At 46.9% G+C, this 12,345-nt stretch carries 14 protein-coding genes; all 14 read right to left on the bottom strand.

What is annotated here, in order from left to right; translation table 11 throughout:
- Window positions 1-43: 43 nt before the first annotated feature.
- On the bottom strand, window positions 44-1,762 hold the full coding sequence (locus R5H20_RS09420; protein WP_006638139.1) for a proline--tRNA ligase: 1,719 nt from the start codon (window positions 1,760-1,762) through the stop codon (window positions 44-46).
- Between the two features lie 48 nt (window positions 1,763-1,810).
- Entirely contained in the window at window positions 1,811-3,076 is a 1,266-nt protein-coding gene (gene rseP / locus R5H20_RS09415; RefSeq protein WP_087962512.1) for an RIP metalloprotease RseP, read from the bottom strand.
- 6 nt (window positions 3,077-3,082) lie between these two features.
- Window positions 3,083-4,234 (bottom strand): 1-deoxy-D-xylulose-5-phosphate reductoisomerase, encoded by a 1,152-nt coding sequence (gene dxr / locus R5H20_RS09410; protein ID WP_006638141.1) that lies wholly within the window; start codon window positions 4,232-4,234, stop codon window positions 3,083-3,085.
- Window positions 4,235-4,280: 46 nt separating this feature from the next.
- Window positions 4,281-5,084: a phosphatidate cytidylyltransferase gene (locus R5H20_RS09405; protein WP_006638142.1), complete on the bottom strand. Its 804-nt coding sequence runs from the start codon at window positions 5,082-5,084 to the stop codon at window positions 4,281-4,283.
- 12 nt (window positions 5,085-5,096) lie between these two features.
- Window positions 5,097-5,879 (bottom strand): undecaprenyl pyrophosphate synthase, encoded by a 783-nt coding sequence (locus R5H20_RS09400; protein WP_006638143.1) that lies wholly within the window; start codon window positions 5,877-5,879, stop codon window positions 5,097-5,099.
- Between the two features lie 129 nt (window positions 5,880-6,008).
- Window positions 6,009-6,551 carry a ribosome recycling factor gene (gene frr, locus R5H20_RS09395; protein ID WP_206702894.1) on the bottom strand — a complete coding sequence of 181 codons (543 nt, stop codon included), beginning with the start codon at window positions 6,549-6,551 and terminating at the stop codon, window positions 6,009-6,011.
- A 16-nt stretch (window positions 6,552-6,567) separates the two neighbouring features.
- A complete protein-coding gene (gene pyrH / locus R5H20_RS09390; protein ID WP_006638145.1) occupies window positions 6,568-7,290 on the bottom strand; it encodes a UMP kinase in 723 nt (240 codons plus the stop codon).
- A 147-nt stretch (window positions 7,291-7,437) separates the two neighbouring features.
- Window positions 7,438-8,319, bottom strand: a complete 882-nt coding sequence (tsf, locus tag R5H20_RS09385; protein WP_006638146.1) for a translation elongation factor Ts — start codon at window positions 8,317-8,319, stop codon at window positions 7,438-7,440.
- A 100-nt stretch (window positions 8,320-8,419) separates the two neighbouring features.
- Window positions 8,420-9,160: a 30S ribosomal protein S2 gene (rpsB, locus tag R5H20_RS09380; RefSeq protein ID WP_006638147.1), complete on the bottom strand. Its 741-nt coding sequence runs from the start codon at window positions 9,158-9,160 to the stop codon at window positions 8,420-8,422.
- 148 nt (window positions 9,161-9,308) lie between these two features.
- On the bottom strand, window positions 9,309-9,803 hold the full coding sequence (locus tag R5H20_RS09375; protein WP_006638148.1) for a DUF6115 domain-containing protein: 495 nt from the start codon (window positions 9,801-9,803) through the stop codon (window positions 9,309-9,311).
- 115 nt (window positions 9,804-9,918) lie between these two features.
- A complete protein-coding gene (locus R5H20_RS09370; protein WP_006638149.1) occupies window positions 9,919-10,683 on the bottom strand; it encodes a FliA/WhiG family RNA polymerase sigma factor in 765 nt (254 codons plus the stop codon).
- Window positions 10,684-10,705: 22 nt separating this feature from the next.
- On the bottom strand, window positions 10,706-11,212 hold the full coding sequence (locus tag R5H20_RS09365; protein WP_081605379.1) for a chemotaxis protein CheD: 507 nt from the start codon (window positions 11,210-11,212) through the stop codon (window positions 10,706-10,708).
- A complete protein-coding gene (locus R5H20_RS09360; protein WP_006638151.1) occupies window positions 11,209-11,838 on the bottom strand; it encodes a chemotaxis protein CheC in 630 nt (209 codons plus the stop codon). The genes R5H20_RS09365 and R5H20_RS09360 overlap by 4 nt, the downstream gene beginning before the upstream one ends.
- Before the next feature lie 10 nt (window positions 11,839-11,848).
- Window positions 11,849-12,325: a chemotaxis protein CheW gene (locus R5H20_RS09355; protein WP_006638152.1), complete on the bottom strand. Its 477-nt coding sequence runs from the start codon at window positions 12,323-12,325 to the stop codon at window positions 11,849-11,851.
- Window positions 12,326-12,345 lie beyond the last annotated feature (20 nt).

The raw sequence follows: 12,345 nt of genomic DNA, 5'->3' as shown, positions 1-12,345 counted from the left end.
GAGAGATTTCCGAGGTACCTTCCTTTACCCTAGTGTAACATGTTTATGCTTGAGAAGATAAGCTCTTCATTTGTTTTTCGATAAAGTCTGAAAGCTCGTCAACAGCGACTTCAAAGGATTCCCCTGTTTTGCGGATTTTCACTTCAACCACGCCTTCGTCGGCCCGTTTGCCGACTGTGATTCGCACAGGAAGTCCGATTAAATCGGAGTCCGCAAATTTGACGCCGGCCCGTTCGGCCCGATCGTCAAATAAAACGTCATAGCCTTTCGCTTTGAAGTCTTCATACAGCTTTTCGGCTAACTGAGCCTGCGCGTCATTTTTCATATTAAGAGCGAGGATGTGAAGATCATACGGGCTCACATTCAGCGGCCAAATCAGGCCTTTATCGTCATGATGCTGTTCGACGATGGCGGAAAGGGTCCGTGAAATACCGATTCCATAGCAGCCCATCAGCATCGGTTGGGCGCGGCCGTTTTCGTCAAGATATGTGGCATTCATGGCTTCTGAATAGCGGGTGCCAAGCTTGAATACCTGTCCGACCTCGATTCCTTTTGCAAAATGGATCGTTCCTTTGCCGTCCGGGGACGGATCTCCCTCCTGTATAAAGCGAAGGTCTGCGAATGTGACCTCGCCCGCATCGCGGCTGATATTGACATTTTGATAGTGGTAGTCGGCTTTATTTGCCCCCGCTGCGGCATTTGCCATCACTTTCACGGCAAAATCGGCGTACACCTCAATTTCCGGATGAAGGCCGACCGGTCCGACAAATCCCGGTTCTGTGCCGATGAGTTCTACCACTTCTTCAGCGCTTGCAAATTCGACCGTTTCCGCGTTCAGCAGATTTTTCACTTTAACATCATTTACTTCATGATCCCCTCTTGTCAGGATGAGCACGAAACGGCCGTCTGCTTTCAGAAGCATTGATTTGATGCAGTCTGCCGGGGATACATTGAGAAATGCGGCAAGCTCTTCTATCGTTTTCACGCCTGGTGTATGAACTTCCTGCAGTTCTTTCATTTCTTCGTGTTTTGCTTCAGCAACTTCCGCAACTTCCGCCATTTCGATATTGGCCGCATATGATGACTGATCGGAATAGGCAATCGTATCTTCGCCGACATCTGAAAGCGCCATGAATTCATGGGTATCTTTACCGCCCATCGCGCCGGAATCGGCAATAACAGGCCTGAAATTCAAGTCGCAGCGCGTAAATACATTCGTGTAAGCCTGATACATGTCATTGTAAGTTTCATCAAGGCTTTCCGCTGATGAATGGAAGGAATACGCATCTTTCATGATGAATTCGCGGCCTCTCAGCAAACCGAAACGCGGACGCTTTTCATCGCGGAATTTAGATTGGATCTGATAGAGAGTCAACGGAAGCCGCTTGTACGATTTGACTTCGTCGCGTACGATGCTTGTGATGACCTCTTCATGTGTGGCGCCAAGCGCAAATTCACGGCCGTGGCGGTCCTTCAGCCTCATCAGCTCAGGTCCGTATGTATACCATCTTCCAGATTCCTGCCATGTTTCCGCCTGCTGCAAAGCCGGCATCAGCATTTCAACGGCATTAATTTTTTCCATCTCTTCGCGGACGATGGCCTGAATCTTTTGAATGACTTTATTGGCAAGGGGCATATAGCTGTAAACCCCGCTTGTGTTTTGTCTGATAAAACCCGCTCTGAGAAGCAGCTGATGACTTTTCGCTTCAGCATCAGCCGGCACTTCCCGGAGCGTCGGAATTAGAGTCCTGCTCTGTCTCATTTCGTTCGCACCTCATTTATTTCAGTTGGTTACTTTACATCAATGGTCTTATAAGAATAAACGCTGGATATCGTTCCATGTGACGACAAGCATCAACAGCATCAGAAACGCCACGCCGACGAACACGACGAATGCTTCTTTTTCCCGGTTGATCGGCTTTCCGCGGATCGCTTCAATAAACAGAAACAAGAGTCTTCCCCCGTCCAACGCCGGAATCGGCAGAAGGTTGACGATCCCGAGGTTAATGCTTAAAAAGGCAGCCAGCTTCAACAGATTGACAAGGCCTGTTTTCGCCACTTGATCTGTCATATCATAAATCCCGACAGGACCCGCCAGCATATCGATTGAAAATTGGCCCGTCACCAGTTTGCCCAGACTTGTGACAATGTTCTGTGCTACGGTCACAGTTTCGGTTGCGCCATAGGAAATCGATGTGATAATTCCTTTTTGCACGGGGTTGTATGCGCCGAATCTTCCGACGGTCTTATCTCCTGATTTAACCGCTTCAGGAGTGACATATTTCGTCAGTTTGACATTGTCGCGCATCAGGACAATCTTCAGTTCCTTTTCGGGATTTTTTTGGACGGTATTGACAATATCGGTCCAAGAGGACATTTTTTCTCCGTTGATCGTCTGAATGTGGTCGCCTTCCTTAAGTCCGGCTTCAACAGCACGTCCGTTATCGATCAGCTTTCCAAGCACCGGCTCATCTGACGGCACGCCCTGCATCAAGCCAAGCAGGACGAGAATCACATAAGCCAAAATAAAGTTCATAATCGGACCGGCTGCAATCGCTTTGATGCGCTGCCAAACCGTTTTTGAGTGAAATTGGCGGTTGTACGGTGCAACTTGCACTTCTTCCCCGTCCACGATGAAAAAGGACGTTTCACTGACAGAAAAGGAAACGAGATGATCCTCATTGCCTTGCTCATAGCCGGTGATTCTCATCTGGTGCTCCAAATCGGCCTGTTCGACTTCGATGACCAATGCATCAGGATATTTTTCTTTTTGGTTGATAATGATTTTTTCGACTTTGTCTTCTTTGTTAAACAAAAGCCCAACCGTATAACCGGGCTTTACCTCGATCATCTCAGGATCTTCGCCGGCCATACGGACAAAACCGCCGATCGGCAGCAGCCTGATTGTATAAACAGTCTCATTTTTCTTAAAAGAAAAGATCTTCGGACCAAAGCCGATGGCAAACTCCCGGCACAGTATTCCCGCTCTTTGGGCAAGGATTAAATGGCCCAGCTCATGGAAAAAAACGAGCGTTCCAAAAATGAGAATAAAAGCTATCACAGTATTCACGGACATACCACCTTATGTGAGTAATGTTTGGACAAACCTTCTGGCATCTTTGTCCACTTCACGGATCTCCTGAAGGCTAGGCTTCGCAATCACCTGATGACGCTCCAGCGCTTTTTCAATGATATCTTCGATTTGCAGGAAGGTTATGCGCCCTGACAAAAAAGCTGCAACGGCTTCTTCGTTGGCGGCATTTAAAACCGTCGGCATTGTGCCGCCGATTTTGCCTGAATCATAGGCGAACCGCAAGCAGCGGAACCTTTCGAAATCAGCTTGGGCAAAATTCAGCCGGCCGACTTTCCACAGCTCGAGAGATTCTGCCTGATCAAACGGCAGGCGCTCCGGATAGCTGAGCGCGTATTGAATCGGCACTCTCATATCAGGTGTGCCGAGCTGGGCGATGACGCTTCTGTCATGGAATTCGACCATTGAATGAATGATGCTTTCCTTGTGTAAAAGCACGTCGATCTGTTCATAAGGCAGATCGAAAAGCCAGTGCGCTTCAATGACCTCGAGTCCTTTATTCATCATTGTAGCCGAATCAATCGTAATTTTTGCACCCATCGACCAATTTGGATGGTTGAGGGCTTCCTCGACTGTTACGCCTTCCAGCTCCTGTCTCGTTCTGTCTCTGAAGCTTCCGCCGGAAGCCGTGATGACGAGCCGTTTCATCTGCTTAGGATTTTCGCCTTGAAGACATTGAAAAATCGCAGAATGTTCACTGTCGACGGGAAGCAATGGAACATCGTATTGTTTTGCATGTTCTTTCACTATATGTCCGGCTGTTACAAGAGTTTCCTTATTTGCAAGCGCAATTGTTTTTTTATGCTCAATCGCCTTTAACGTCGGCAGGAGGCCGATGCTTCCGACGAGTGCATTGACTACGATATCCGCTTCCGGAAAAACGGCCGCTTCAATTAAGGCCTCTTCCCCGACTCCCATTTGAAAGGTATAGGAGAAGGAAGACTGTTTTAATGTTTCATATGTACGCTCATCACCGGCCGCTACATATTGGGGTTTAAACGCTTCGATGATCTCAGCCGCTTTTTCAACATTTTTTCCGAACGCCATCGCCGTAAGCCGAAACTTATCGTTGTGCGCTTTTATCACATCAAGCGTCTGTTCTCCGATGGAGCCTGTTGCCCCCAAAAGACATATGTTCTTCAAAATTGCCGCACCTCTGTTTCTTTCTAGCTATCAGTTCACTTCTATATCATAGCCCGAACGGCTGAAAAAGAACAAGCAAGAAGTATAAAACCGGCATGACAAATAAAAAGCTGTCAAAGCGGTCGAGCATTCCGCCGTGCCCGGGAAGAATCCGGCCGGAGTCTTTCACATGGTAATGCCGTTTAAACGCAGATTCAGCCAAATCGCCGATCTGACCGACGATCGATAAAAGCACCGTGATCAGCAGCACGAATAAATACGAGTGCGGGAAGCCTGTTGCCGCCTGGTAGACTGCCGAGAAGACGACCGCCGTGAAAATGCCTCCCCAAAAGCCTTCAATCGTTTTGTTGGGGCTGATCTCAGGCCATAGCTTGCGTTTTCCCAGCGCCTTTCCGATAAAATAAGCGCCGGAATCCGTCGACCAGACGACGCCGATCGCAAAAAAGACGTAGCTGAGACCGATGTTCCTGATTTCAATGAAATAATAAAAACCGAATCCGATATAAATCGCAGCCAGCGCCGCGAAGGCCGCCTCATCAAAGGAAAAAGAGTTTTTGCTGAGCACGGTATACGCCAAAAGCAGCAAAACGGCCAAAAACACGATTTCTCCCTTGGTGATGGCGAAATCCACCGTCCCGCCAAATTGGCTTGGACATAATAAAATCCCCAAAAGCAGCAGGCTGATGATGCCCGGGGCGCTTAAAAGCTTCATTCCTTTCATTCTTAAAAGCTCAAAAAGGGCCAGTATGCCCATCGCGTAGACTAGCAAGGTGAACGGCAGCCTGCCGACAATCACGAGCGGTAAAAAAATGGCCGCTGCCAAGACACCCGTCAATATTCTCTGTTTCATCTGCACCATCCTCTAAATTCCGCCAAACCTTCTCCCGCGACGCTGATATTCGCCGATGGCCTGAAGGAAATGAACCTCTTTAAAATCAGGCCACAGCACATCGGTAAATAAAAACTCACTGTACGCGAGCTGCCAAAGCATAAAATTGCTCAGTCTGATCTCACCGCTTGTTCGAATCAGCAGATCGGGATCTTGCAACGTTTCTGTCATGAGATAATCAGAAAACAGCTTTTCATCGATTTCTTCAATATTTACGTTTCCTTTTTTCGCCTCTTCGGCGATTCGTTTTGCAGCGTTGGCGATTTCCGCGCGCCCCCCATAGTTCAATGCAAAATTAAGAATAAGGCCGTCGTTGTTTTCCGTGTCGCTGATGGCTTTTTCAACCGCACGGATCGTATGGGGAGGCAGACCGTTTTTATCACCGGTAATGCGCACCTGGACATTCTCATCGATCAATTCAGGAAGATACGTGTTGAGAAATTCTTCAGGCAGCTTCATCAGAAAATCAACCTCAAGCTTTGGACGTTTCCAGTTTTCCGTGGAAAAAGCATATAAAGTCAATGCTTTGACACCCAGTTCGTTCGCGAGCTTTGTTGTCTCCCTGACCACCTTCATGCCTTCATGATGACCCGCTATGCGGGGCATGGCACGTTTTTTTGCCCAACGGCCGTTCCCGTCCATAATAATGGCGATATGTTCAGGAATTTCTCCCTTTAAAATATTTTCTTTTGTGTAACATTCCATGTTGGAAGCCGCTGAATGCTGATTCTTCCAATTTTTGAGTATATTGAGCATGAGATTCCTCCATCACCCAAAAGGTTGCTTTCCTGTTATATCCTGCTTGATAACAACAGTATTAACAAAAAAACCCCCTGTAAACATGAGAGGGTCTTTTCACTATTATCTATTGTACAGAGTTTTTCATTAAACTTCCATGATTTCTTTCTCTTTATCTTTTGTGATCTCATCAATTTTTGACACATATTCATCTGTCAGCTTTTGCACGTCTTCTGTTGAAGAGCGCAATTCATCCTCAGTCATTTCACCATTTTTCTCTAATTTTTTCAGATCGTCGTTCGCATCGCGGCGGATGTTGCGGACGGCTACTTTGGCGTCTTCAGAGTATTTTTTGACAAGCTTGGCAAGCTCTTTTCTCCGCTCCTCTGTTAAAGGCGGAATGGTGATGCGGATAATGCTGCCGTCGTTTGTCGGTGTGACGCCCAAATCGGCTTTTTGAATCGCTTTTTCGATGTCTCCGAGAGCTGTTTTGTCATACGGTGTGATGACGAGCATACGCGCTTCCGGTACGGTAATGGAAGCAAGCTGGTTTAAAGGCGTTTGAGCTCCGTAATATTCGACTGTTACTTTGTCGAGCAGCGACGGATTCGCACGTCCGGCACGGACAGTGGCCAATTCACGCTGGTATGCCGCTACAGCTTTTTCCATCCGTTCTTTTGTTTGATTCATCACTTGATTTGACACGTTATTTCCCCCTTACGATTGTTCCGATTGGTTCGCCGAATACGGCTTTTTTGATATTTCCTTCTTCCATAATGGAAAAGACGATCAGCGGGATGTCGTTGTCCATACAGAGTGAAGAAGCGGTCGAGTCCATGACGGCCAAACCTTCTTTCAAAACGTCGAGATAAGACAATTTTTCATATTTTACGGCCGTTTCATCCGTTCTTGGATCCGCATTGTAGACGCCGTCAACATTATTTTTGGCCATCAAAATGACATCGGCCTCGATTTCAGCCGCCCTCAGCGCTGCTGTCGTATCCGTTGAGAAATATGGATTGCCTGTCCCGGCGGCGAAAATCACGACACGCTTCTTTTCAAGATGGCGAATCGCTTTTCTTCTTATGTATGGCTCAGCGACCTGCCGCATTTCTATCGATGTCTGCACCCTTGACTGAACGCCGAGTGTTTCAAGGCTGTCTTGAAGGGCGAGGGAATTCATGACGGTTGCAAGCATTCCCATGTAATCCGCCGTTGCGCGGTCCATTCCCAGATCACTTCCGGTTTTTCCGCGCCACAGGTTGCCGCCTCCGACAACGACTGCCACTTCAACGTCAAGCTCTGCGATTTCTTTCACCTGCTTGGCGATGGACTGGATCACAGTCGGGTTGATGCCGCTTCCCTGCTCACCCGCAAGCGCTTCTCCGCTAAGTTTTAATACGATACGATTATACTTTGGTTTTTCCATAATAACCTCCAAGTGCATGCTTGCCGTTATTTATTATGCAAGAGAAAAAAAGGTTTGTAAACTGTTTTAAAAATAGGGACACAAATTGTGTCCCCTATTTTCCTTGAAAAGATCGTGCCGCACTGCTTTGGCAAGCGCTTTTCAATCTTATTTTTTCACTTGGTTCATAACTTCTTCAGCAAAGTTTTCTTGGCGTTTTTCGATTCCTTCACCGACTTCGTAGCGGACGAACGTTTCAACTGTTGCGTTTTTCGCAGCAACGACCTGCTTCACTTTTTCATCCGGATTTTTAACGAATGCCTGATCAAGGAGGCAGATTTCTTCAAAGAATTTGTTCAGACGGCCTTCAACCATTTTAGCCACGATGTTTTCAGGCTTGCCTTCCTGAAGAGCTTGCTGAGTCAGGATTTCGCGCTCGTGGTTTGTTTCTTCTTCAGACACTTGGTCGCGGGAAATGTAGCGAGGGTTTACAGCCGCAACGTGCATCGCGATGTCTTTCGCTGTTTCTTCGTCAGTTGTTCCGTTTAGAACGGTTAAGACGCCGATTTTTCCGCCCATGTGAAGGTAAGCACCGAATGTTGCGTCATCGCCTTTTGTCAGAACAGCGAAGCGGCGAAGCGTGATTTTTTCACCGATTTTTGCAACAGCGCTTGTGATGTGTTCTTCAACAGTTGAACCGTTGGCCATTTTTTGAGCCATAGCGGTTTCAAGGTTTTCCGGCTTTTCGGCAAGAATGTGATCGGCCAGTTCATCTAAAAGTGTTTTGAAGCCTTCGTTTTTCGCAACGAAGTCAGTTTCAGAGTTCACTTCTAAAATCACGCCTGTGTTGCCGTTTGTTTTTACAAGAGTCAGACCTTCAGCGGCGATCCGGTCCGCTTTTTTCGCAGCTTTCGCGATTCCTTTTTCTCTGAGAAGGTCGATTGCTTTTTCCATGTCGCCGTCAGTTTCAGTTAACGCTTTCTTGCAGTCCATCATGCCTGCACCCGTTTTTTGGCGAAGTTCTTTTACCATTTGTGCACTAATTGCCATTTTGATTTTCCTCCTTATAATCCAACAAAATATGTAAGTTTTTATCTGGTGAAAAAAAAGGTGATAAAAGGCAGTTCCCCCTTATCACCTTTTGATCAGGTTAAGCAGTTGTTGTTTCAGTTGTTTCTGCTGCTGTCTCTTCTGTTTCGGCTGTTTCTTCACCTTGTTTTGCTTCCAGGATCGCATCTGCCATTTTAGAAGTAAGCAATTTAACAGCGCGGATCGCGTCGTCGTTCGCAGGGATGACAACGTCGATTTCATCCGGATCGCAGTTAGTGTCAACGATTCCGATGATCGGAATGTTCAGTTTGCGAGCTTCTGCAACAGCGATGCGCTCTTTGCGAGGATCGATGATGAACAGTGCGTCAGGAAGCTCTTTCATGTCTTTGATTCCGCCGAGGAATTTTTCAAGACGCTCTAATTCTTTTTTCAATTGAACGACTTCTTTTTTAGGAAGTACGTCAAAAGTGCCGTTTTCTTGCATTTTTTCGATATCTTTAAGGCGTTTGATACGCTTTTGGATCGTTTCGAAGTTTGTTAATGTACCGCCGAGCCAGCGTTGGTTGACATAGTACATTCCAGAACGTTCTGCTTCTTCTTTAACGGAGTCTTGAGCTTGCTTTTTCGTACCGACGAAAAGGATTTTTCCTCCGTCAGCTGCAAGGTTTTTCGTAAAGTTGTAAGCTTCCTCAACTTTTTTGACCGTTTTTTGAAGGTCGATGATGTAGATGCCGTTACGCTCCGTGAAGATGTAACGCTTCATTTTTGGGTTCCAGCGGCGCGTTTGGTGGCCGAAGTGAACACCAGCTTCAAGCAATTGCTTCATAGAAATGACTGACATGTGATTTCCTCCTATATGATGGTTTTTTTCCTCCGCTTAGGTCATTTTTATGCAGGACTGCACGCGTCTCGCACAGCACCGCTTGCATAAATCGTTAAGCGTGTGTAATTAACACCATGGATTAATATATCATAAGCTTCCCGGACAATCAAGAATCGTTTTTCAGCTTTCCGCGAAATTTTAACAATAGCTCGATTTCCGTTTTTCCGCTTTTTAGCCGCCTTGCGATTTCTTCGGGTGAAAAGCCCTGCTCATGCAAGGCTGCGGCTTTTTCTTCTAAAGAGTCCGAGTCGCCGCGCTCTTCCTGATTCAGCTCATCCTCCGCCCTTTCCACTTCATCAATCATAGATTCAATGTGAAGCGGCAGATCGTCTGTTTCTTTTGCTTCCGCGCGCTCGGCATCCGATTCGTCCGGGGCATCCGGCTGGTGTTTGTCCGCTTGCTGAAGGTCCCTGACAAGCTTTTCATTTTCGTCTTTCAGCTCGATCAGAAACGCGGTCAGCGTATTCTCCGTTTCTTCCAAAAGCTGTTTCTGCTTTTTTTCAGCGTCCTTAAAAGCGCCGAGCCTCATGTAGAGAATGATGACAAAATAGATCAGTATACCGTGGAGCATAAAGCTCGCAAGCCATAATATTGTTGACATTTTTTTCACTCGCTAACCATGGATTTTAAAAAGTCTTGTAAAGAAGTTCTCCCCGCGGCTTTAACCCGGAGGCCCAGCCTAAAAAATGCTGCCGGCAATGCCAGCAGCCCATGAATTATTGTACCACTTTATCCAGCAGATGCTTCAATTTAAAAAGCGCCTTGGAGTGAATCTGCGAAATGCGGGAGGTCGATAAATTCAGCACCTGTCCGATTTCCGTCAGCGTCAGCTCTTCCTTGTAGAATAAGCTGATGACAAGCTGTTCCTTTTCGGAAAGCTCGTTTATTTTTTCTGACAGCTGGGATATCAGTTCGTCTTTGATCATTTTTTCTTCAGGGGTGCTCGTTTTGTCATCCCGTATCATGACCTGGACATTCTCACCGTCTTCATTGTCGTGAAGCTTTTCATCTATTGAAAGGAGATTTGCAAAAAAACCCTCATTGATCGTCGTTACGACATCCTGTTCCGTCATTCCCAATTCAGCCGCGATTTCGCTCGGTGATACGTTTCTTAAATAGCGCTGTTCAAGTTTTTCAATCGCAGCCTCGACTTTTTTTGTTTTTTCCCGGGATGTCCGCGGAAGCCAATCTTCTTTTCGAAGGCCGTCGATAATAGCGCCTCTGATTCTGAAAGAAGCGTATGTATCGAATTTCAAATCTCTCCCCGGATCGAATTTTTCAAGGGCGTCATACAAACCCAGCATGCCGAGGCTCACCAGATCATCTTTATGCACAGACTTCGGCAAGCCGACGGCGATCCGGCCGACGTGGTATGTGACAAGCGGCATATAGCGGCGGATTAAATCATCGCCGGCCTGAGGGTCTTTCCATTCTTTCCACCGCGACCAAAGCATCTGATCTTCGTAGTTCAAGGATTGCATCTTTATCCCCCTAAATTGCTTTTTAAATCGTCGTTATACCTTGTTTAACAGTGCGGATGACAAGCTCCGCGGTCTGCGGATCAAACTCGATGGTCCTTCCGCTGTTTCCGCCTGTATCCTCGCTTACAATCGGAATATTCAAGAGAGATAGATGTTTTTTTATCGCCAACACATTTCTTGGCCCGACTTTCATCAAATCATTTGTCATCTTAAATTTAAACATCTCGGCTCCTCCGGCCATTTTTGCTTTCAAGGCGAATTTCCGGCAGCCGGCTTCAAGCAGCATATCAACCGTTGCCGCAACGGCCGTGTCGGCATATTTCGCCAGATTGATATCCTTCGTCTTGGAAAGGGAAGAATCGGGAAGCATGACATGGACGAGTCCGGCCGTTTTTGCTTCCAAATCATAAAGCACGAGTCCGACGCATGACCCGAGGCCCGACGTCCTGATGCGGTCTGGAGTGCGGACGATCTTTACATCGGCAATGCCCACTCTGATAATGGAAGTCTCTTTTTCTATCATTTTCATAGCGCGGCACCCAATGAATGGAAGAGCTTTTCAAACGAATCATAGTCAGGTAAAAGGAATAAATGCGCTTTTACCTTCCGATTGTTCTCTTCATCAAAAATAGAGTTGTCAATGACAATCACCTGGTCTCCGACCTGGCTGAGCTCGATCAGCCCTTCGCTGATGACGGCTCCGAACATATCCAGCGTAAGCTCGGGAACGCTCGGATACATTTGCCGGTTTGTCAAATCGGCGAGAGCCGTCAAATATGACCCCGCCATAATATTGCCCAGTTCATGAAGGGCGGAGGCTCCTATATCATCAGGAGTCATGCAGTCAATGTCGAATTCCGGATCGCCGACAAGCTCCCTGATCAATTGTTCCGCCTCCGAAAAAGGCATAATAACGAACATGGAGCCCGGGAAATCCCCCTCCATCCGCAAAAAGATGCTGGCGACGGGAAGGTCTGCGCCGCCGAAGAAATTCACCAGTTCATCGAACGACAGCAGCTTGACAAACGGCACTTCCATCTCGATTTTCCTGTTCAATAAATGTGCCAAAGCAGATGCCGAATGGCCCGCTCCAATATTTCCGACTTCCCGTAAAATATCAAGATGCTCTTCTTTAATTCCGTTAAAAATGTCCATCACAGGCTCCTTATTTCTTAGCGTTATCGGAAGCTGAAGCAAGGCTTGACTTCCTGTTTAAAACGGCTTCAGAGTCAATCAGGTTGAGAAGTCTTTTGCCTTGTTTGACAATCCCTTTTATCCATTGTCTGCCGTCTTTCCCAACCGTTTCAGGAGCTGATTCAATCTCCTTTTCTTCGACCGTGATGACGTCGTTTGCCTCATCTACGACCCAGCCGACTTCAATGCCCTGATGGGTAATGATGATGATTCTCGTTTCGTCAGTGATCGCGTCACCGGGCGCTTCGATCCGTTTTCTTAAATCGATGACAGGCGTGACAACGCCTCTTAAATTAATCACGCCGCAAATATACGGTTCGACTCCGGGAACCCTTGTAGGCTGCTGCCATTTTTCGATCGACATGACTTCTGAAACAGAGATGGCATATTCTTTATGATTCACTTTGAAAACAATCATTTTTTCACCGGTGGTAGTCTGTGTGGTCAAGAGGATCGCTCTCCTTTCGC

Source organism: Bacillus sp. KICET-3 (assembly GCF_033261025.1).
Lineage (GTDB): Bacteria > Bacillota > Bacilli > Bacillales > Bacillaceae > Bacillus > Bacillus sonorensis.
Note: the sequence above shows the minus strand (reverse complement) of the source record. Positions and strands in the feature narration are given on the sequence as shown.

What these genes read in the sequence shown, in the direction of transcription:
- R5H20_RS09420 (WP_006638139.1), bottom strand. Translation starts at nt 1,762, where the DNA reads ATGAGACAGAGCAGGACTCTAATTCCGACGCTCCGGGAAGTGCCGGCT.
- rseP (WP_087962512.1), bottom strand. Translation starts at nt 3,076, where the DNA reads ATGTCCGTGAATACTGTGATAGCTTTTATTCTCATTTTTGGAACGCTC.
- R5H20_RS09405 (WP_006638142.1), bottom strand. Translation starts at nt 5,084, where the DNA reads ATGAAACAGAGAATATTGACGGGTGTCTTGGCAGCGGCCATTTTTTTA.
- R5H20_RS09400 (WP_006638143.1), bottom strand. Translation starts at nt 5,879, where the DNA reads ATGCTCAATATACTCAAAAATTGGAAGAATCAGCATTCAGCGGCTTCC.
- frr (WP_206702894.1), bottom strand. Translation starts at nt 6,551, where the DNA reads ATGAATCAAACAAAAGAACGGATGGAAAAAGCTGTAGCGGCATACCAG.
- pyrH (WP_006638145.1), bottom strand. Translation starts at nt 7,290, where the DNA reads ATGGAAAAACCAAAGTATAATCGTATCGTATTAAAACTTAGCGGAGAA.
- tsf (WP_006638146.1), bottom strand. Translation starts at nt 8,319, where the DNA reads ATGGCAATTAGTGCACAAATGGTAAAAGAACTTCGCCAAAAAACGGGT.
- rpsB (WP_006638147.1), bottom strand. Translation starts at nt 9,160, where the DNA reads ATGTCAGTCATTTCTATGAAGCAATTGCTTGAAGCTGGTGTTCACTTC.
- R5H20_RS09375 (WP_006638148.1), bottom strand. Translation starts at nt 9,803, where the DNA reads ATGTCAACAATATTATGGCTTGCGAGCTTTATGCTCCACGGTATACTG.
- R5H20_RS09370 (WP_006638149.1), bottom strand. Translation starts at nt 10,683, where the DNA reads ATGCAATCCTTGAACTACGAAGATCAGATGCTTTGGTCGCGGTGGAAA.
- R5H20_RS09365 (WP_081605379.1), bottom strand. Translation starts at nt 11,212, where the DNA reads ATGAAAATGATAGAAAAAGAGACTTCCATTATCAGAGTGGGCATTGCC.
- R5H20_RS09360 (WP_006638151.1), bottom strand. Translation starts at nt 11,838, where the DNA reads ATGGACATTTTTAACGGAATTAAAGAAGAGCATCTTGATATTTTACGG.